The 20758-nt window shown below is 37.2% G+C and carries 16 protein-coding genes and 1 pseudogene; 4 read left to right on the forward strand and 13 right to left on the reverse strand.

Annotated elements, in window-relative coordinates:
• Positions 1-7: 7 nt before the first annotated feature.
• The 6 genes from A8L44_RS00065 to A8L44_RS00090 all read right to left on the reverse strand — a co-directional run bounded on the left by A8L44_RS00065 (position 8) and on the right by A8L44_RS00090 (position 7352).
• The gene (locus tag A8L44_RS00065) at positions 8-1366 is read right to left on the reverse strand and encodes a glycoside hydrolase family 28 protein (RefSeq protein WP_066099730.1); all 1359 of its coding nucleotides are present in this window, start codon (positions 1364-1366) and stop codon (positions 8-10) included.
• Complete coding sequence (locus A8L44_RS00070; RefSeq protein ID WP_066099733.1) at positions 1367-2488, reverse strand: glycoside hydrolase family 88/105 protein; 1122 nt, start codon at positions 2486-2488, stop codon at positions 1367-1369.
• Positions 2488-4053, reverse strand: a complete 1566-nt coding sequence (locus A8L44_RS00075) for a glycoside hydrolase family 43 protein (protein WP_066102191.1) — start codon at positions 4051-4053, stop codon at positions 2488-2490. The genes A8L44_RS00070 and A8L44_RS00075 overlap by 1 nt, the downstream gene beginning before the upstream one ends.
• 81 nt (positions 4054-4134) lie before the next feature.
• Positions 4135-5631, reverse strand: coding sequence for an extracellular solute-binding protein (locus A8L44_RS00080; protein WP_066099736.1), 1497 nt, complete (start codon positions 5629-5631; stop codon positions 4135-4137).
• Between the two features lie 71 nt (positions 5632-5702).
• Complete coding sequence (locus tag A8L44_RS00085; protein ID WP_066099741.1) at positions 5703-6329, reverse strand: YesL family protein; 627 nt, start codon at positions 6327-6329, stop codon at positions 5703-5705.
• A 36-nt stretch (positions 6330-6365) separates the two neighbouring features.
• Positions 6366-7352 (reverse strand): ABC transporter permease, encoded by a 987-nt coding sequence (locus tag A8L44_RS00090; RefSeq protein WP_077247914.1) that lies wholly within the window; start codon positions 7350-7352, stop codon positions 6366-6368.
• Positions 7353-7632: 280 nt separating this feature from the next.
• On the opposite strand from A8L44_RS00090, the gene A8L44_RS00095 reads away from it, so the two are divergent.
• Complete coding sequence (locus A8L44_RS00095) at positions 7633-8502, forward strand: carbohydrate ABC transporter permease (protein ID WP_066099743.1); 870 nt, start codon at positions 7633-7635, stop codon at positions 8500-8502.
• A 48-nt stretch (positions 8503-8550) separates the two neighbouring features.
• On the opposite strand, the gene A8L44_RS00100 is transcribed toward A8L44_RS00095, so the two are convergent.
• From A8L44_RS00100 to A8L44_RS00105, 3 genes and pseudogenes are all read right to left on the reverse strand, one after another.
• The gene (locus tag A8L44_RS00100; RefSeq protein ID WP_066099746.1) at positions 8551-10818 is read right to left on the reverse strand and encodes an AraC family transcriptional regulator; all 2268 of its coding nucleotides are present in this window, start codon (positions 10816-10818) and stop codon (positions 8551-8553) included.
• Between the two features lie 274 nt (positions 10819-11092).
• Positions 11093-11215, reverse strand: a complete 123-nt coding sequence (locus A8L44_RS19290) for a hypothetical protein (protein ID WP_258188141.1) — start codon at positions 11213-11215, stop codon at positions 11093-11095.
• Positions 11216-11293: 78 nt separating this feature from the next.
• Positions 11294-12049: pseudogene (locus A8L44_RS00105) on the reverse strand (NAD-dependent epimerase/dehydratase family protein).
• A gap of 302 nt (positions 12050-12351) precedes the next feature.
• Here A8L44_RS00105 and A8L44_RS00110 point away from each other — a divergent pair.
• Positions 12352-14454 carry a 5'-nucleotidase C-terminal domain-containing protein gene (locus tag A8L44_RS00110; RefSeq protein ID WP_066099749.1) on the forward strand — a complete coding sequence of 701 codons (2103 nt, stop codon included), beginning with the start codon at positions 12352-12354 and terminating at the stop codon, positions 14452-14454.
• Between the two features lie 211 nt (positions 14455-14665).
• Positions 14666-14962 carry a hypothetical protein gene (locus tag A8L44_RS00115; RefSeq protein WP_066099752.1) on the forward strand — a complete coding sequence of 99 codons (297 nt, stop codon included), beginning with the start codon at positions 14666-14668 and terminating at the stop codon, positions 14960-14962.
• 283 nt (positions 14963-15245) lie between these two features.
• On the opposite strand, the gene A8L44_RS00120 is transcribed toward A8L44_RS00115, so the two are convergent.
• The 3 genes from A8L44_RS00120 to A8L44_RS00130 form a co-directional block, all read right to left on the reverse strand.
• Positions 15246-17270 carry a penicillin-binding transpeptidase domain-containing protein gene (locus tag A8L44_RS00120; protein WP_254654672.1) on the reverse strand — a complete coding sequence of 675 codons (2025 nt, stop codon included), beginning with the start codon at positions 17268-17270 and terminating at the stop codon, positions 15246-15248.
• Between the two features lie 176 nt (positions 17271-17446).
• Positions 17447-18127, reverse strand: coding sequence for an HAD family hydrolase (locus A8L44_RS00125; RefSeq protein WP_066099755.1), 681 nt, complete (start codon positions 18125-18127; stop codon positions 17447-17449).
• Positions 18128-18254: 127 nt separating this feature from the next.
• Positions 18255-18536, reverse strand: a complete 282-nt coding sequence (locus A8L44_RS00130; RefSeq protein WP_066099758.1) for a hypothetical protein — start codon at positions 18534-18536, stop codon at positions 18255-18257.
• 372 nt (positions 18537-18908) lie between these two features.
• Between A8L44_RS00130 and safA the strand changes: the two genes are divergently transcribed.
• Positions 18909-19511 carry a SafA/ExsA family spore coat assembly protein gene (safA, locus tag A8L44_RS00135; protein ID WP_066099761.1) on the forward strand — a complete coding sequence of 201 codons (603 nt, stop codon included), beginning with the start codon at positions 18909-18911 and terminating at the stop codon, positions 19509-19511.
• 152 nt (positions 19512-19663) lie between these two features.
• Here safA and A8L44_RS00140 read toward each other — a convergent pair whose 3' ends face one another.
• A complete protein-coding gene (locus tag A8L44_RS00140) occupies positions 19664-20509 on the reverse strand; it encodes a sugar phosphate isomerase/epimerase family protein (protein ID WP_066099764.1) in 846 nt (281 codons plus the stop codon).
• Positions 20510-20758 lie beyond the last annotated feature (249 nt).

Consider the following 20758-nt stretch of genomic DNA (forward strand, 5'->3'; position numbering starts at 1 on the left):
AATCCTCCTAATCAATGAGTGTGACATTATTAAACTCATATAGGGGATCTGTCTCATCCATTGGATTTTTCGAACGGCAATTGGATAGTTCAATATTATGAGCATTTTCCACATAAAACGCTGGGCCAGTGTGGTTCTCAACTGTAACATGGTTAAAACGGATATTTGAAACATTTGAACAAAAGAATCCTCTCTGCTTCATCGGCTCAAGGTCATCCATCATTGCCGGCAATCCTGGCTCTGCTTCCTCAGCCATTGCAACTGTAACATAATCAAATGTAATGTCTTCTACAAATCTTTCTGCAAGACCATATAAAAATCCAGCTGCCGCACTCACTTCACGGGCTGTTATATGTGAAAAATGAATTCTCCTAAATTGCGGTGTTTCTTCAGTTACCGGATAGGGATTTTTATCGTAGACATACTTATCTTTTCCTCTTGGTCCACAATAGTAATAAAGATTAGCAATAAACGGACAAATCACTCCATTCATGACAATATTGGAGACACGAATATCTTCTACCACCCCGCCGCGTCCTCTCCTTGATTTCAACCTGATTCCCCTGTCAGTCCCTTCGAATATACAGTTCATTACAGTCACGTTCCGAATATCCCCGCTCATTTCGCTACCTATCACAACTCCACCGTGACCATGAATCATCGTGCAATTTGTAATAGTAATATTCTCACATGGCACTCGGGTTAACGTATCTTCCGTTCCCGACTTAATAGCTATACAATCATCGCCTACATCTATATGGCAATCAGAAATGCGTACATTCCGACAAGACTCTGGATTGATTCCATCTGTATTAGGAGAATCTGCCGGATTAAGAATGGATATATTATGGACTGTCACATCCTCACAGCAAATGGGATTAACTGTCCAACTCGGAGAATTAATCATTTTGATCCCATCAATCAAAACATGTTTACATGAATCAAAACTTACCAGCTTTGGTCTTGGATACTTATTTTCATTCTTTCGGAAGATTTTCCACCAAAACTCGCCATTCCCATCTAAAACTCCATGTCCTGTAACAGAAATATTCTCTGCATCTTCTGCATATAGACATGATGCATACACTTCCCTCTTTACTCCTTCCCACCTGGATGTTACAACTGGATATTCATTTAAGTCATTAGAAAAAGTTACGTAGGCCCCAGCCTCGAGATATAAATGAACGTTACTTTTTAATATCACTGCACCTGTCAGAAAACGTCCTGAAGGTATATAGACCGTTCCCCCTCCATCTGTCGAGCAAGCTAATATAGCCTCATTAATTGCTTTTGTATTTAAGGTTTCCCCATCATCAACAGCTCCAAAATCGTTAATATTATAGAAACTATGGGTGACATGATTCATTTATAAATCCCCCCTTTCCATTTCAGCTGCAGCAAGAACAAAAGCTCCGACTCCTTTTAAATCATTCGTTATAATTGGTTCGCTAATATAATATTCAAATGTGCCATCTCGTTTATCCGGCCCCCCGAGACCTGCAACCTGACAATTTTTGTTTAGATTCACAAGTCCTTCAGCGGTTACGGTTATAAATTCATCAAGAATTCCTTGATATGCCTTAGATGCAATCGCCTTCCAGTCATCGTTCAGTACACCAAGCCTTATGCCCTTTGCAATCGCATATACAATCATGCAGGACGCTGATGCTTCAAGATAATTACCTTTCCTGTCACCTTGGTCAAGAACCTGATACCATACATTAGATTGTGGATCCTGAACATTTCTCAATGCCAGAAGCGCCCCTTGAAGAATGGAGATTAATTCACCCCTGTCTTTTTGATTTTCAGGAAGTATTTCCAATACATCTACTATGGCCATCACAAACCATCCCATTGAACGTCCCCAAAAATTCTTTGAAAGCCCTGTTTCCGGATCACACCACGGCTGGACCTTTTTTTCATCATATGCATGGTAGAATAGCCCGGTTTTGGGATCCTTCGTATGCTCGGCACATATGATAAACTGTTTGGTTATATCATCATACTCACGTTCTTCCCCGTATAATATCGCATATTCTGCATAAAATGGAGATCCCATATATAATCCATCAAGCCAAATTTGATAAGGATAAACTTTTTTATGCCAGAAGGCGCCCTGTGATGTGCGTGGATGTGTGCGCAATTGGCTGCGCAGTAAATCAATAGCTTTTTTATATTTTTCCTCACCAGTTTCCTTATAAAGAGTTATCAATACCTTGCCATTATTAATATGGTCGATATTATAATGGCTGAGCCGATATTCGCGGATATCCCCTTCCTCGTTCACAAAAGCATCCATGTTTTTCTTAATATATTTGAAATATGATCTATTTCCTGTCTGCTTCCAAACCAGTTCTGTTCCTTTTAGGACCACTCCATAATCATAAGACCATTTATCATTATTAACACCCGAAGACAATAATGGCCTTCTCACCATACATGAATCTACCATTCTTTGTGCCCAACTTTTCGTGGCTGTTTTCTCCATCAACTTCCCCTCCGATATGAAAAGTAATCAAAATCCGCATGCTTCTTTGTTCCTTGCATATCCTGTACACATATTCCAACAAAGTTACCTGTAAAACCATTTCCTTCATCTGAAAGATGGGAAATGCTGATAGGTTCTTTAACTGCAGTCCAATCCTTCACATTCGTCTTGTAAAAAAATCTGGCCATCGTACCTTCTATCGTTGCTTTCAATACGCATACTTGGCTGCCTTCTATCGAATAGACCTGGTTGCATACACTAAAATCACCTTTTACACACTGCATGATCTGAAGGCATTTTCCTACCACTTCATCTCTGGATATATAAAAATAAACGTAATTATCCGTATTGAAATAGAGCACAAGCCCTGCCATTTGTAAAAATGTATCTGGTTCAAACTCAATTGATGTTTCCACTTCACATTTTAGATCCTCTTGTCTTCTTGCAATCAGATGCTGCTCGTGCAAGGAGTGAAGGGACTCACCGCCTCTAATCCGCAAATGGCTTTTCCTTTCGGATAAGCTGCACCATTCTTCTTTTGGTGCCATTCTAAGCGTATTCCAACATTTATGCAGTTGCAGATTGTCAAAATCATCAAAATCTTGATTATCTGACGGAAATGGATGCGGCGTTAATGCTGGAGCCTGTACTTCTACTTCCGGTTCATTTCCACCGCACGCCAGACGAAGCCATCCATCATCACTCCAGCACACACGCTGCAGGGCTGTTTCGCGGCCAAGAATGGAATAGTTTCCATCAATAGGTCGGCTGCATAAATGAGCGATATACCATTCCTCGTTTTGTGTGCAAACAAGACTTGCATGACCAGCCTTTTGAAGCATTAATTCGTGATTGTTGGCCGAGGTTAACATGGGATTTTGAGGATCCACTTCATAAGGGCCGATTATATCCTTTGATCTTACAATAGTAACGGCATGTGTACGTCCTGTTCCTCCCTCGGCTGTCACAAGATAATAGAAATCATTATGCCTGTAAAGATGGGGAGCTTCCGTCTTGCGTAAAACAGTACCGTCAAACACTTTAAATATGGGGCCGACTAATTTGTTCTTTTCAGCGGAAAATTCTTGCATAACAATTCCAACAGACTTATTTCTTCCTTCGATCCGATAATCCCAATGTACATTTAACAGCCATTTCTTTCCGTCTTCATCATGAAACAATGAAGGATCAAAATTTCCACTATTTAAATAAATAGGTTCTGACCACGGTCCCATAATATCGGACGCAGTTATCAGGTAATTATGAGCATCCTTGAATGGAAATTTACTTCTTCTCACATCCGTATAGACTAAATAATAAATACCTTCATGATAGCTTAATGCCGGCGCCCAAATACTGCATGAATCAGGATTCCCAGAGAAATTCACCTCGGTCAGAATATTCCCTAGGTGCCTCCAATTGCATAAATCCTTTGAATGATAAACCGGTACACCTGGAAACCATTCAAAGGTAGATGTGACAATATAATAATCTTGATCTACCCGTATGATACATGGATCTGGATTAAACCCAGTAAGAATTGGGTTATGAATAACTGGTTGTATTGGCAAGAATGATTCACCCCTCAGTCGTAATAATGGATAAACAGTCCTTCTCGGTATAATAAAGAAGGACTGTTAGTTTTTTTAGGAATTTGTTTCCTTATAGGATGCTTCAAATTCTTCTTTCATGGCATCTCCGCCAGATTTTTTCCACTTTTCAACTTGCTCATCAAATCCTTTATCGTCAATGTCTCCCATAATATATTGAATAGTAGCATCGATGATCAGCTTTTCAAGTTCGGTTCCTCTTTCATTTGCTGTCTGTGATTCCAGTGGAAGCGTTGGATCTAATACAGCAAAGCTCGCATTCTCTTTGATTTGTTCGTTTACTTTTTGTTTTCCAGGATTTCCATCTATGAGTGTATGAGTAATTTCACTTGGACGTGAGCTTGAGAAAGGCTGGACATCTTTTTGCCATAAATCATTATCTATAATTTTAAACTCTTCATTTTCACCAAATTCGTAATGCGTTCCTTCAATTCCGCCTGTCATTAACATAAACGCCTCTTTACCTATTAAATCATCAATGAATTGTAATAGGCGTTTCAGATGATTCTCTGATTTAACTTCAGATTTAGGGAATGCCATTAGCCCGCCAACACCACTGTTCTCAGACCAAATATGATATTCTCCATCCGGGCTCTTTATTTTGTTTACAGGGACAATTTCCATTTCATCTTGTATACCCTCTGCCATGGTTTGTAACTGAGTTATGCTGACCAATCCAGTAAAGATACCGGCCTTACCTTGTGCAAATTTTTCGATTTGATTATTTTTCGGTGTTACAGCGAAATCTCTGTCCATATACCCATTTTTATATAAGTCTCTGGAATATTTCATCGTGTCTCTATATGCTTGCGTTTCAAATTCCGCGGAGAATTTTCCTGACTCATCTACAGCCCAAGTATTTGGAGCACCAAAATATGAACTAAGCGTTTTAAAACTACCGTATTTCAGTTCATTACGGTCACTAAAACCAAACGTATCATCCTTCCCATTTCCGTCCGGATCATCCTCTGTAAACGCTTTAGCTACTTCGTATAATTCGTCTAAATTTGTTGGTACATCTAATCCGAGCTTATCTAACCAGTCTTTACGGAGCAATAAGCCGGATCGAGCTAAATCCTTTTGAAATGGCACACCATATAATTTCCCATCAATGGAAGCTGCCTTTCGCATATCTTTTGAAATCATTTTTAAATTTTCATAGTCATCGAGATACTTCTCAACATCCCAGAACATTCCGGATTTTAAGGATTGTCTGACAGATGAATTTGTAAGCATGGTTAAAGACACAATTTCCGAGAGCTCTCCAGATGCTAGGGCTGCGGTTATTCTTTCTTCTTTGGAGGCATCTGGCACCCAGTTAAACGTAATATCGGAATTGGTTAACTTCTCAATTTTTTCATGTATAACATCCGTCGGTGGTGATGCGGTATGTAGAATCGCTGTCCAAGTAACGTCTACTTTTGAATCAGCAGCAAAACTCTCACCGCTTGTATCTTGATCATTTGAACATGCAGACAACGCTAACTGGGAAGCAGCCAATAAAGCCAATAATTTTCCGCTTGCTTTTTTCATTTCCATTCCTCCTATATAAAAAATTAGATTATATTGTTAAAAGCAGATTTGTTATTCCGCCTCCTCTCTCGCTAGGAAACCTTTTCTTCTTTTTGTACATAAGTTGTTTGAAGTTCTATCTTCTTAAAGACCTGATGCGTCATCCACATAATGAGATATGCGCCAATACTAATACCTATAAAAGTTAAAATACCTGGTATCATGAAGAGAAAAAAGTAGACAACACCTAGCATGATAATCAAAATCAGTGAGTATTGCAGATACGAAATACCAATAATCAAGGAATATTTCAGCTTATCTCGAACCTTCTCCAATTCATAATGAACCAGCATCGGAAAAATAAATAGTAGTGAAATCAGATAGAGAAATCCTATTACAATCAAAAGCCCTCTTAAAGCTTGTGATTCTATATACAATAAATCTATATACAGAATAATTCCAGCCGCCATATAGCCAATCGCGATAAGATTAGCTTCTTTAAATTCTGTTCGATAGACTTTAAGGAATGTTTTAAAAATCGGAATATCCTTATCTCCACGGATCCATTTACGTAAAACGGTAAACATCGCGCAAGTGGATGGTCCTATTCCTGCAACTACAGCACCTGCTAATGTAAAGAGGCACCATAAGAGTTGCAGATAAACCAACATGAGGACAAAATTACACGCATTGTTTAAACCCTCACCAAACCTATCCATTTCTTTCCCCTCCACATAATGATAGCGCTATCATTTTCAATACAACCCATCCTCTCCAAACTTCTTGGCGAGTTTGTTGGCACCTATGACTAGAACAAGTCCGACCAACCCTTTAAATAAACCAACAGCAGTACTATAGCTTAATTGTCCATTTTTCAATCCAGCCGTATACACATACGTGTCAAAGATTTCTACCATTTCACGGTTCAATGAGTTTAATAGAAGATAAACGTGTTCAAATCCTAAATCAAGTGTTTGTCCAATTTTCAAGATTAAAAGAATGATGATTACAGGACGAATGGCGGGAAGAGTAACATGCCATATCTGCCTTAATCTATTCGCTCCATCCATCTTAGCCGCTTCATAAAGCTGAGGGTCAACCGCTGTTACTGCTGCAAGATAAATGATTGTCGACCAACCCATTTCCTTCCATATAATCTGAAGTATATAAATTGCTCTAGTCCAGGCACCATCCGTTAAGAAATCAACCTTCTGACCTCCAAGCTGGGCAAGCATTTCATTAACAATGCCCCCATCGGTTGTTAAAAATACATAAGAAATAGAAACAATAATGACCCATGACATAAAATGCGGAATATAAATGACTGTTTGTATTGCATTCTTGAACATTTTTATTCTTACTTCATTTAACATGAGCGCGAGAATGATAGGGATCGGGAAAAAAATAAACAGGTTTAATGCAAAAAGTATTAATGTATTTGATAATAATGTAAAAAATGTTGGTTCTGTAAATAAGCGAATAAAATGTTTAAATCCCACCCATGGACTTTCGCTGATTCCCAGGAAAGGCTGATAATCCTGAAAAGCGATGATTAATCCTCCCATAGGAAAGTACTTGAAGATAATAAAATACAACAGACCAGGTAACAACATTAAATAAAGAAATTTATATTTAATGAGGTTCGTTATGAACCTTTTGCTCAAATTCTTCACCCCAGTTCTTTTATGGAGTGTTGCTGTTCCCTGCGGATCATCTTTGACGACAACCGCTGTATCCTTCATCAAAAACATCCCTCCTTTTTCTTACTTCAATGTTCCTGATTTTAAAATTAAAGAAAATTTCAAGTAACGTCTATAATCATCCTGTTAGATTGCTGAATTAACAGCTTTTTGTAAGCGTTTTCTAAAACTAATCTGATGTAATGATTACTTTCTTTTAGAATTGAGCATACCAATTTTTCTCTTAGTTAATTGCATGGATATCAGTTGAAAAAATGATTATAGACGTTCCAAAAGACAGCTTGATATAGTGAGGATAAGCAATATTTAAGGAGGGGTTTACTTGCAAGAGAAGAGTATCGGAAATCGAATTTTTAATTTTTTCAATTACTCATTATTACTTATTATTGGCCTGGCATGCTTCATTCCATTTCTAAATGTAATTGCCAGCTCCTTTGCTACTACCCAAGAGGTAGTTGAAAAGGATTTTATCTTGTTTCCCACAACCTTCACTTTAAGTGCCTATGAGTATATTTTTTCAACACCAACCATTTTTAAAAGCTTTGCCGTTTCGATTGGGGTGACTGGAGTAGGGACGCTCGTTAGTATGGTTCTGACATCCTTAATGGCATACTCCCTTTCCCGAAAATATTTGGTTGGCAGACGGTTCTTAAACTTTGTGGTCGTTTTTACGATGTTATTCAGTGGAGGCATGATCCCGACTTACCTGGTAGTCAAAAATTTAGGGTTAATTGATACCTACTGGGCACTCATTTTGCCTATCGCAATCAGTGCCTTCAATCTCATTATCATGAGGAATTTTTTCCAAGCGATTCCCGAAAGCCTGGAGGAATCAGCAAAAGTGGATGGGTGCAATGATTTTATGATTTTCATTAAAATTATCCTACCTCTCTCATTACCTTCAATCGCAACAATTTCTTTGTTCTATGCGGTTGCCTATTGGAATGAATATACCAACGCAATTCTTTATATTAATGATTCATCTAAATGGCCCATTCAAGTCTTACTTCGCCAAATCGTCATTGTATCAAGCGGCATGCAGGCAGATAACTCAGTTGTCGAGGTTGTTCCTCCTGCCCAAACGATTAAAATGGCGGTTATCTCTGTCGCCACTCTACCAATGTTGATTCTATATCCTTTCTTGCAAAAATATTTTATTAAAGGTGCTTTTGTCGGCTCAGTGAAAGCGTAACCCATAAAAGAACAGTCTGGTTTGTAATCAGACTGTTCTTTTTTACGCCTACATTGACATCTCATCCTTCCGATGCAGTTCTCGATATTTTCCTGGTGTAGTCCCTTCTAACTTCCTAAATGAACGAATAAAATTCTGCGAGTTATTATATCTAAGCCTCTCTGATATTTCCTTAACAGATATATTTGTCTCAATGAGCCAATTTTTAGCCATCTCAAAACGGTAAAAAGCTAAGTATTCACTAAATGATTGCTTGAATTCCTTCTTAAATATACTACTTAAATAATTCTTATTATAATGGAGACGAGACGCAATTACTTCAAGTGAAAGATCTTGATCAAATTCCGTTTGAATAATATGTATAATCTTACTGGAGATCGTCTTATATTGTGAATCAGTTCTTTCTGATACAGTATCTATCATAGGATACATGATTCTATCAGTGACAAATCTCTCAATTTCCTCGGATGTTTTCATATCAGATATCGCTTGATAAATGGTTTGATGCTCTTCCATTGTCAATTGTTCCATCCCCATAATTTGCATGAGATTCAATAAATCATTCAAAAACCTCATCAAATTGACTTCAAGTCCAAGAGGATTTGGGTTGTTTTTAAATAAATCTGCAAGCAGCTGATACAATGTATCCTTTGCTTTTTCACTGTCACCTAATTTAATAGTATCGAATAATTGATTTTCTAGTGTTTTAGGGAAATAAGTATTAATCTGATTGTTTGATAGGATGGAAGATACACTTTCATAAAAAATAATAGATTCCTTTCCCACTTTTAACCGATATTTTAATGCATCTATTCCTTCTTTAAGCGCCTTCTTGCTGTCGCTTAACTTCTTGTAAGGACTGCTAATCCCTATACTAATCGTTAAATTAAATATGCCTTTCACCTTTTTTTGTATACTTTCAGCATATTGATTCAGGATGGTAATATCATTATCATTCTTTTCTCCACTGCCTAAAAAGATTGTACCCTGAGTATTGTCATCAATGACGGCTGGCGCTAATCTTTCGTTTTCATCAATCATTTCAGATACAATTTGATTAATTGAGAATAAAAGCAAGTCCTTATCCTTTCTTGTATAATCTGAATTATTCACACCATCAAACTGAATTGCAAGGACATAGAGGCAGCGCCAGTCCTGCGGAAATTTAAAACTGCGTAATTCCTCATTAATCTCCTCTTCATCCAATCGGCCATGAAATAAATGAAGCATAAATAAAGTCTTCAATTGCTCATGCTGAGTAGTCACCATGCTTTCCAAAGATTCATTTTTTTTCATAACATCTTTCAGAGAATTTCCGATTAGCTCAAATTCATCGCGAACTCCTTCTTTATGTATATTTGGAATAAAATTCTGAAGTTCTCTAATCGGCTTTGAAAAATAGTCTGAACTTATATAAGCAATCACGATTGTCACCAATAGCATAAAGATACTCATCGCACTTATTCCAATAATTGTAGGTTTCATCGCTTGGGCAACTTCTGATTGATTTATTTTAGTAATGTACACCCAACCATTATAGCTAGACTTGGAATAGACCACCTTGTATTCATCCTTATCTCCTTTTACCTTCATAAGCCCTGTCGGCTTATCACTGGTTCTTATTACATTTAAAATGTCCAGATCAATAGGATCCTCATTTGAGGCAGGAGCATTACTGTGATAAAGTAGAGAACCTTCCTGATTTAAGATGTAGATTGGATCACTATGTGACGGTTTGTATATCAGATCCCCAAACGATTTTAAGGGAATCGTAACAACCAATACACCTGTTTTATCTGATTGGGAAAATGGTACCTGCTTAACAAGCTTAATGTTGGCTTCTTTTTTTTCCTTCAACCAGGTAGATACATGGGGAAGAGAAAGATATTTTTCTATAATCATTTCTCTCTTCTCGTTCGATAACCTTTCTAACCCGTGTTCTCCTACTGCCCAATTACCTTTTAAGCTAATCAATTCAGCTATAGTTTGGCTTGGGCCAAAGGAGGATATGTAATTTAATTGCTGATCAATTTCTTTGTATGTACTAAAATCCTTTGCAGTTAAAGAATCGCTGACAATAGAATTAAAGGATGAATCATAAATATAAGCGTTAAATATATAGTCTACTACTTGAAGTTTTTGCTCAAGAGTATTCATTGTCTGAACGACATTTTCTTGTTTTTCAACTATAATTTTCTCTTCCAGAGAATCCCTCGTAAAAAGGAATGCAAAACAGTTAAAGATAATCATTACAAGGCTTCCAACCAATACGAATGGGAAAAATATTCGGTAAAAGTACTTGGGTTTATGCTTCATCCTAAACACCCCTCGTTGCCAAAATTATTCAAACGCTTACATAAACAACCATATAGTATTCTGTAAAAAAGTGTCAATACGAAATATTTATAATAATTCTATGAAAGATATTCATTGGCCATCTTCCGCTATAATATTGATTGTATTTTTCCAATTAAATTCCAACATTGCTAATTGATTAATATATTAATTGATGAAAAATACGAATATTAATGAAATATTTCATATAACGACAGCATTATAGAAAAATACAAGCAAGTTACATAAATCATTATTATGGTCGATTGAGTGGTATTAAGCTCGTGCTAATCATTGAAGAAGAACCTGTTTCTGAATGGCTGATTTCTTCTGGAATCTTCGCAATCATGCTTTTTAATAATAGGATTTCTCTATCCAAACACTTGGCACCACATACTTGATATAAAGGAGGTTTTAAGGCACACAAAAAGGCCTACCTTCATTTAAATGGCGGCCCCTACTCTTTAGACACATCTATTGCATTCACTTTTGATATAAATCCAAGCTCTTTCCAAGCATTTTCTGTTGTCCATGGCTTATCAGGATTATCTGAGACGCCATAATAAGTCCCATACTTAACTGTAGATTCTATTGCCAAGTCAAATAATTATACAGCATCTGTATGCGATAACAATGTATGACGCAAACGTTCATTTTCTTTTACCGCTTCTTTTTCATAGGGGACTACAGTACCAATCCTCAGGTTAATGACCGAATGGGGATATCCAATCTCTTTAGAAAATATGTGCCCAATACTTTCAGAAGCAAACTTCAATACACCATAAAGACCTCGTGAATTAGGATAATCGCTAATATTAATCTCTCTTCCAAATGTAGACCTCCCTTCCCTTTCATACCTATCTGTTGTATGATTGCTGCTCGCATAGACAATTTTAGGAATTTCCAATTCAACAGCGGCACGTAAAATATAGAAAGAAGCGATGAAATGAATTTCTGTCATTTTATGAAATTCTTCAATAACTTCCAAATCATGTTCTGTCTTGATTGTTAGCAAATTGACCAAAGCATCAGAATCACCTGGTATGCATTCTAATAATTGGTCAAAATTAGTGGCATCCACTTCGATAAATTCAGCTTGAAAGGATGGTTTTTGTTTATCCAGAATAATTACCTCATATTTTTCATTAAGACCTTCATTTAGCACTTTACCAATGGTTCCTGATCCGCCAATTATAACTACCTTTTTTTTCATATCTTCCTCCCTAGATTAAATATACCAAATCGCTATTATATATCTTATTTTACCCCTCCCTTTTTTTTACAAACTCAACATATTTATAAAAATACCTAAGAATTGTGATATCCGATACCTCACAGAAGCCAAGTAAATGGCTCATAAAAGGGTGCTAAATAGGTATACTAACTTGAATAATCACAAAATAAATAGTTCTATTTTACCATTTATTTGAAAATTATGTCGATTCCCTCCAAAACTAATTATAATCAGATATGAGGCCTATATCTTGGCCATATCAAACAAAAGGGGAGCGGTATATGAAGTTTCGATTGAAGTTTTATCGTATGTTGGCCATTATAACAATGGTTGTTGCGCTTGCTGGAACATTGGTTGCGCCGGCTGTGGATGCAAAGACAGCTGATCGCCAGAATGAAGCACGTTTTATTCAGGAACTGGGCGTTTCGTCCCAAAGTATGAAGAAACAGAGATCCATATCTCGAATTGATGCAGCTGCTCTGATGGCGCGCGCATTAAAACTCGATAACCAGAAAGCTCCAAAGACAAACTTTACAGATGTGCCAAAATCGTCCCAAAAAGCAGTAAACTCATTAGTCTATGCCGGTATTCTTGATGGGAAAAGCAAGAATAAGTTTGGCAGCTATGAGCCTTTAACTCGTGGGGAGCTTGCTGTTTGGATTGCGAAGGCTTTCGAGTTGAAAGGAAGCACAGTAACAGACTTCTCTGATGTACCTGCTAAACACGCGGAAAGAATCGGTTCTATCCTTCTATACGGTATCGCTGAGTCTATTTCCGATACTGAATTTGGTTATAACCAAAAGGTTAGCTTATCTGAGCTTATTTCCATGCTGCAACTAGCCCTAAAAGCCCCAGATTATCAATTGCGTGTTCTTCATGTGAACGATACACACGCAAATATTGAAAATACACCACGACAAATAACCGCGATTGATGAACATCGCAATGGAAATACGAATAATCTTCTTCTCCATGCTGGTGATGTATTCTCTGGCACCCTTTATTTTAACGAATTTAAGGGACTAGCCGATCTTGAATTGATGAATCTAGCCGGATTCGATGCATTTACTTTCGGTAACCACGAGTTTGACCTTGGCACTGAGACTTTGCTGCCATTCGTTCAAAGCGCTGAGTTCCCATTTGTGAGTGCAAATGTTGACTTCAGCGATGATGCCCTCATGAAAAGATTTCAGAAAAACACATATACTGCTAAGCCACATGATGGAAAAATTTACGACGGTATCATTAAAAATGTAAACGGGGAGAAAGTTGGTATTTTCGGCTTAACGACCGCTGAGACTACCAGTATCTCTAGTCCTGGTGATGTTAGATTCGAGGAATATATCAATTCAGCTAAGGCCTCCGTTAAAGCATTTAAGAAACAAGGTGTCGATAAAATCATCGCCCTTACCCATATTGGCTACAATGATGGCGGAGGAGACAATGACCTCGAGCTTGCTAATCAAGTCGAAGGCATTGACATTATTGTTGGCGGCCACTCTCATTCACAACTGAATGAGCCAGTCGTTGTAGATAAATACAAAGAACCGACTGTTATCGTACAAGCAAACGAGTATTCCAAATATCTTGGTGAGCTTGATGTGAGCTTTGATAAAAAAGGAAAAGTTATCGCCTATGATGGCGAACTGATTAGCATTGATGCTAAGAATGCGGAAGGATCTTATATCTTTGCCGAAGACCCGGCAGCAGCTCAAATTCTAGCGAAGTATAAGCCTGTTGTTGACGCAAAGAAAAAGCAAGTTGTCGGAACAACAGCCGTCGATCTGATTGGCGGCAATCCTGCTGCAAGAACAGGCGAAACTAATCTTGGCAACTTGATTGCTGATGGAATGCTCGATAAGGCAAAAGCCATCAATCCAAATACTGTCATCGCCCTACAAAATGGTGGCGGTGTCCGGACAACCTTAAAGGCAGGGCCAATCACATTAGCTGACGTTATGACAGTCCTCCCCTTCAGCAATGCACTCGCAATCATGGAAATTAGCGGAGCGGCATTGAAAACAGCTCTTGAACATAGCGTTAGTGCTGCTCCAAGCGCTAGCGGTGGATACCTGCAGGTCGCAGGCATGCGCTTTACCTATGATAGCTCTAAACCAGTAGGCACACGCGTGCAATCAGTCGAAATAAACCAGAATGGTGAATATACATCACTCGTGGATACACAGACCTACTTCGCTGCTACGAACATCTTCACTGCCAAAGGCGGGGATGGTTATTCTGTCTTTGCTGATATTTATGCAGATGGCCGCGTAAGCGAACCCGGCTTCGTTGATTGGGAGATTTTCTCCGATTACATCCAGTCCTTCCCTGAACAAACTGTTTCACCTAATGTTGAAGGCAGGATTATTGATGTAGCTAATTAAGATAAAGAAAATAAGAGGCATCAGTTTAAGACTGATGCCTTTTCCAATGACTGTTACAGTAATTTCGTTAACCTTAATCGGCTAACAAAACGGATAAAATAAGTTTTTGACAGGACATGCCTTTTTACTTATTCCATAAATACCCATTTTAACTTTATAATGAGATAGGATGTTCAATATATTAAATAAATCGAGATAGGATGCGGTGATTATGGATTATATTAATTATACTGAGATTATCTTGAGGTACGCTCTCCTGGCGTTTTCCTTTTTTTGCGTTTATGCAGTAACCAGGCAAGGGAGTAAAAGCGAGCGTTATGCAGCACTATTAATCTACCTAGCTACCTTTGGCTTGTATACGTTCTTAATTATTGCTGAAGTGATTACCCCCTCTGAAGATGCGAACATTGGATTAGGCTTTTCTATATTGCTAATGGAATTTGTGAGCATCGCAGGAATCATCTTAGCAGGCATCATCTACCTGGTGAGGAGAATTAAATCCCGTTAATCGATTTACATCACTTTTATTTTTTCAGATTACTAGTTTATCTATTTAAGGTGCAATCAGCAGGAGATAGTAAATGACTAAAAGTATTGATGAAAAAATAAAAAGAACTATTAACTTTGGATGATGCAAAAATAAAACCTGTAAAGAAGCCTGAATAAAGAAGCTCCCACCCTTACTTGAAAGATACCCCGGATAGGGGCACTTTTTTATCAGTGTCCGCTGTCCAAAGTATCGTTCATGTTCTGAATGGAAGCTTCTTTTCTATTTTTTGTTTACCTTTTAATTAATCAATTTCAGAGGAATCCCAATCCAAGAATGTCTTTTGAACAATGGATTGAACATTTTTACCTCCGCCATTATTTTGTACATCTTCTATTAACAGTGCCATGACAGCCTTCGGATTTTTTTGATTATAGGCTACGAATAACCCATTTTCAATACCTTCTTCTCCTTGTGTGCTTTTCAGCTCAGCTGTACCTGTCTTACCTGCTAATTCCAGTTTAGGTGTGTTTGCAGCTTTTCCTGTGCCGCTTGTAACAACCTTTCTTAAGTCAGTTTTCAATGTTTTAGCCTGTTCAGCAGTAATAAAAGAATCATGCCAAACGGCAGTTTCAGTATCAAGGTAAAGACGAGGCTTCATCAATTTTCCATCATTGACAATTGTACCGTAAATACTGGATAAATGAACCGCACTCATCAACACTTCTCCTTGACCATAGCCAGTGTCAGCTAATAATTTACTGCTCTCCAATTTGCCGCTGTTTGAATATTGTGATGCGCGGATTGGATATTCGAGTGGGAATTTTTCTTCGCCAATCCCTAATTCCTTAAACCCATTAATCAAATCAGTCTCACCAATCGAAAGAGCTGTCTGAGCGAAATAAATATTATCTGATATTTGTAAGGCAGTCTGAAGATTAACAGGTTTTCCTGGATTGCTTACCCGTGTAATAGAGGCATTTCCCCATTCTTTCCCTTTAGACCATTTTAACCCTTTGATATTAAGTTGTTTTTCTGGGTCAAGCTTACCCGTTTTTAATCCTATTGCTGCAATAATCGGCTTGATCGTTGAACCAGGTGAATAAGCGGCCGCAAATCGATTTAACAATGGCAGTTTTTTATCATTTTCCAGCTGACTATACTTCTCTGAGCTAATTCCCAGTACAAAGTCGTTTGGATTAAACGACGGAGAACTTACAAGCGCCAATACATCTCCTGTATTTGGATGTACCACAGCAAATGTCCCCGCAGCTCCCTTCATATTTTTAAATGCTTGTTTTTGTAATTCACCATCCAATACTAACCTAAAGCTTTCCCCATCCTCTGCTTCTGTTTCAGCAATGACTATAGGGTCATCTTCGCGGTTAATATAAATCGTATTGCCAACTTTCGGGCGCAGTTTATCCTCTAATAATTGCTCAAGCCCTCTTTTGCCAATTATACTGTCATTTGAATAGCCCTTATCTTTATTTTTCTCTAGCTCTTCAGCAGTAATAGTACCTACATATCCTGTCAAATGGGCTGCACTTTCACCATATGGATATTCCCGAATCTCTTTTTCTTGGAAACTGACACCATTAATAACTTTTAATTTTTCAATCAGCTCTGTTTGGTTATTTTGGATTGTTTTAATTGGCACAAAATAACCTGGCTGAACCCAGCTTTGATTAAGCTGTTTATCAATATAGTCATTGCTAAGATTCAATAATTTTGTTAACTCTGCTTTTTTGGATTCATCAAACTTCTCTGGTGTTATACCTACAGTTTGAGCAATTCCATTTATCGCAAGCCCATTTCCATTACGATCAAGGATTTCGCCCCTTTTACCAGTTGTCGTTTTAATCCCTATCTTATCATCTGGCTGCAGTTCAGGGAAAATATAAGTAGTATCCCAGTCTACATACCAATTCTCTTCCTTATCCTTCGTTTCAAGCTTCATGGTTACTTCTTTTTCAAATTCAATCGGTCCTGCAAGGGAATTCATTTTTACTTGAATAGGAAGTGTTATACTTTTTTGATCCCTCTTCAGCTCTTTCTCATCCTTGAACGCGCTTTTAACTGATAAATCGGAAATCTCCAGGTCCTTATAGACCTTTTGATATCGATCAACATATTGTTCTTTTTTAAACTTGTCTTTGGCTGAGTCTGCTACATAGTTCGAATACATCTTATCAAATTTCTGATCGTTCCACAGGTTTATGTATTCCTTCAATCGCTCTTCTGGACTGACAGTTTCATTACAACCAGCCAAGATAAGAACCATTAATAACATTCCTATACTTCCCCATATGGTTTTTTTAACCTTCAACGTGAGAGCCCCCTTTCACATACAAGACTATTATACTAAACTAATCAATGATTTTCACAATGTTTCATCTTCAAAATAAAGCTTATAAACAATTTTACTAAAGCGAATAGACAAAAAAACCTTTTAAGTTTAACTACAAAGAGTTAATTTAAAAGGAATTAATTAGAATAAACTATTTATTTTTTGTGTATTTTAATTGAAGTTTCATGCTTATACTTTTTTATCAATTTAATAAAATCAGACAGAGTCTTACAACTATGAGTAGGCTTTGTTCCATACAAGCTCGTTTGAACTGTGCTAAACCATTGAGCTGCGATGGTCGTTACGTGCGCTGAAGCTCCTGCAGCGATATCAGCCTGGCTATCTCCAACGACGATGGCCTCAGATGGATCATTATGGAGTAAAAATAGTGATTTCTGTATCCCTTCAGGATCGGGTTTAGGTGCTTTAACTTCATCACCAGAAATGGTCACATCGAAATAGTCGTATAGATTCAACAATTCTAGTGAGAGTGTTAATGATCTTCTGCTTTTTCCAGTAACAATTCCCAGATTTATATCCATGTCCTTTAAAACATCCAGCATTTCCCGAATTTCTGTTAAGTATTCAAACTCACGATTATGCCCTTTTTCATATAAATCATAAAAATCTTCTATGGCATGCTCCACCTTTTCCTTATTACGTAAATGATTTCTTATAATAACATCCTCAATGGGACCAAATAATTGAATAATCTCTTCATCAGTTAAACTTCTTTGATCATATTTATTAAACACATACCTAAAAGCTTCAAAACTAACAGGTAAAGTATCGGCAATAGTTCCATCAAAATCAAACAGAACGGTCTGGAGACTCACCGTGCCACTTCCTCTCTGTATTAGCCCTATCAATAGTTTATTACCCTTTTTGTAAGAAGGTTAATACAGAACTGAAATAAAGTTTTATTCCCACCTAATGAAAGCGCTTTAAATTTAAATAAAAAAATTATTTATCATATTCATAGGCTTTGTAAATCTCAGTTGCTTCTTCCACAGATATCTGAAATGAATCACTTGCCATTCTCATAAGCCGATCATCATATACTGCCGGATTATAATTAGGAGCTGTACTGAGATGAGCTTTTGCTTTCTTAATATATGTATGTACGGCTTTTTGTCCAACAGAACTCTCAATTTCCACCTTTTCGTTTACCTTCATTGAACTTTCGCTAGCACTGCACCCTGTAAATAATAATGTTACACCTAATGTGATTAACATCTTTTTCATTATATGGACCCACCTTCCATTTGCCTACTTCTAGTATAAAAGACTTATAGAAGGAACGTATATACTGTTTTTGAATTTGTCATATTTCATTATTTTCTAAATCAAAATTCAACACATCTCTTAACCCCTATCTTCGCAGCAAAAAAGCCCAAGCTTGGATGTTTATACTCTTAACATTAATAATCGGTTATTAAAAAATCAGCTCTCCCTCTAATAGTTATATCGGCAATTCTATCATTTACCAAATTTGTATAAATCCCTTTCTAGAGGGGTTCAAATGGCAATATTAGTAGATTCCTGATATTGACAACCAATTCTCTTCCATTCTTTTATATAATCGAACCCGTAATAAAAATTTTAAGGAGAGGAAAGATGAAGAAAAAAATCACATCAGTTATACTCACAACTACTTTACTGCTACCTACAGCCACCGCTTTTGCAGACTATCAATATACGGTTGTCTCCGGTGATACTTTATGGAAGATTGCTGTAAAAACAGAGACAGGAATCAGCGAACTTATTGCAGCCAATTCTCAAATTTCAAATATAAACTTGATTTATCCTGGTCAAAAGATCAATATTCCTACTCAAGACGATGTAAAAGCCTATGAGCAAGAAGTTATAAGACTTGTCAATGTAGAAAGAGCAAAACAAGGTTTGCAGGAATTAAAATATGATTGGGAGCTTGCCAGAGTAGCTAGATACAAGTCAGAAGATATGAGAGATAATAATTACTTTAGTCACACTAGTCCTGTTTATGGTTCTCCATTCGACATGATGAAAAACTTTGGCATCAATTATAAATCTGCCGGTGAAAACATCGCAAAAGGTCAAACAACACCTGAACAAGTTGTAAAGGCGTGGATGAATAGCTCAGGTCACAGAGCAAATATTTTAAGCTCGAAGTTTACTCATATTGGCGTAGGTTATGCGAAGTCTGGCCACATCTGGACTCAGCAATTTATCTCTAAGTAAAAAGAAAGCCTTTTTGGCTTTCTCTTTTTCGAATATTAAGGTTTGTATCTAGAAGTAACAAATATAGTGATTAATAAAGACGACTAATTAAGTTTCGAGTTTTACGTAACCCTACTAAAACTAGCTTCCTCAGTTTGTATAACGATTATCCATTAGACTAGTTCATACTCTTTTTGCATAAAAGCTATACTATCATTGATATATGGTTCCCTAGTGTTTTCTAGCAATATATTAATAAAGGGTTTATTTTTCTTTATGTATCGAAATACAGCTTTATAATTTAATAAACCTGTGCCCACCGGCACCATTTTGACCCGATTATTTTCAATGATATAATCTTTCGCATGAAGAATGACAATTCGTTCGCCAAACAATTCAAAAGCTTCTTTAAAGACCTCTTCTTGATAGAGATAATTATCTACTGTCAGATAATTCACCGGATCAAAAATGACTTGAAGATTGTTAGAGTTGATGTCTTCAAGCAATCGTTTCATTCGTTGAGGCGTGTGAATAGGGTGATTAATACCCCCTTCGATTCCTACGATAACTCCATGTTTCTCTGCCTCACTAACAAGTTCTCGTACACTATTAACTACCTTTTGATACGGTCCCTCTGTAAAATTCTCCTCTGTATAGACGTTTTCAGGATTTATATTTCCTGTTTCCGTTCCAACAATACTACAGCCAAAATCTCGCGCAAAACGAATATGCTCCTTAAAACGGTCTAACTCTTTTATCCTTTCTGTATCATTAGGATGGATCATGTTAATGTAACAACCCAGAACAGCTATTTGAATATTTTCTTTACGAAAAGCATTTCCAATATGATGAGCATATCCCGGACTCAATGTGCCAAAACCTGTCTCAAAGTCAGAACCAAACGACTTTGCCAAAGCCAATTGTACTGATGTTAATCCTTTCCTTGAAACGACACTTGCTAATTGTTCTAATGGAAGATGTTCTATGTCGTGCGCTCGTATTCCGATATTTGCTTTCATTTCGTTCCTCCAGTATAGCAATATTTAAAAATGACCGTATCATTTTAAATTATGATAGTCATTAAATAGACCAATTTATTTTGCTGCCCCTCTGCCATCAACTACGGGTGGTAGCTACTTTCTAAATTTGTCATAAAACCAGGCCTATACGGAATTTAATAGCGATTACATATTTTTGGGGATTCACTATCAAATGTTGGACTTATAATAAATCGTGCCCCGTTAAAACTGCAATCCTGGCAGTTAACG

This window comes from Bacillus sp. FJAT-27986 (assembly GCF_001685035.1).
Classification (GTDB): Bacteria; Bacillota; Bacilli; order Bacillales; family Pradoshiaceae; genus Pradoshia.

Bases quoted from the DNA above. Each gene is read 5' to 3' on its own strand.
- A8L44_RS00065 (WP_066099730.1), bottom strand. From the start codon at position 1,366: ATGAATCATGTCACCCATAGTTTCTATAATATTAACGATTTTGGAGCT.
- A8L44_RS00070 (WP_066099733.1), bottom strand. From the start codon at position 2,488: ATGGAGAAAACAGCCACGAAAAGTTGGGCACAAAGAATGGTAGATTCA.
- A8L44_RS00080 (WP_066099736.1), bottom strand. From the start codon at position 5,631: ATGAAAAAAGCAAGCGGAAAATTATTGGCTTTATTGGCTGCTTCCCAG.
- A8L44_RS00085 (WP_066099741.1), bottom strand. From the start codon at position 6,329: ATGGATAGGTTTGGTGAGGGTTTAAACAATGCGTGTAATTTTGTCCTC.
- A8L44_RS00090 (WP_077247914.1), bottom strand. From the start codon at position 7,352: ATGAAGGATACAGCGGTTGTCGTCAAAGATGATCCGCAGGGAACAGCA.
- A8L44_RS00100 (WP_066099746.1), bottom strand. From the start codon at position 10,818: ATGAAGCATAAACCCAAGTACTTTTACCGAATATTTTTCCCATTCGTA.
- A8L44_RS00110 (WP_066099749.1), top strand. From the start codon at position 12,352: ATGAAGTTTCGATTGAAGTTTTATCGTATGTTGGCCATTATAACAATG.
- A8L44_RS00115 (WP_066099752.1), top strand. From the start codon at position 14,666: ATGGATTATATTAATTATACTGAGATTATCTTGAGGTACGCTCTCCTG.
- A8L44_RS00130 (WP_066099758.1), bottom strand. From the start codon at position 18,536: ATGAAAAAGATGTTAATCACATTAGGTGTAACATTATTATTTACAGGG.
- safA (WP_066099761.1), top strand. From the start codon at position 18,909: ATGAAGAAAAAAATCACATCAGTTATACTCACAACTACTTTACTGCTA.
- A8L44_RS00140 (WP_066099764.1), bottom strand. From the start codon at position 20,509: ATGAAAGCAAATATCGGAATACGAGCGCACGACATAGAACATCTTCCA.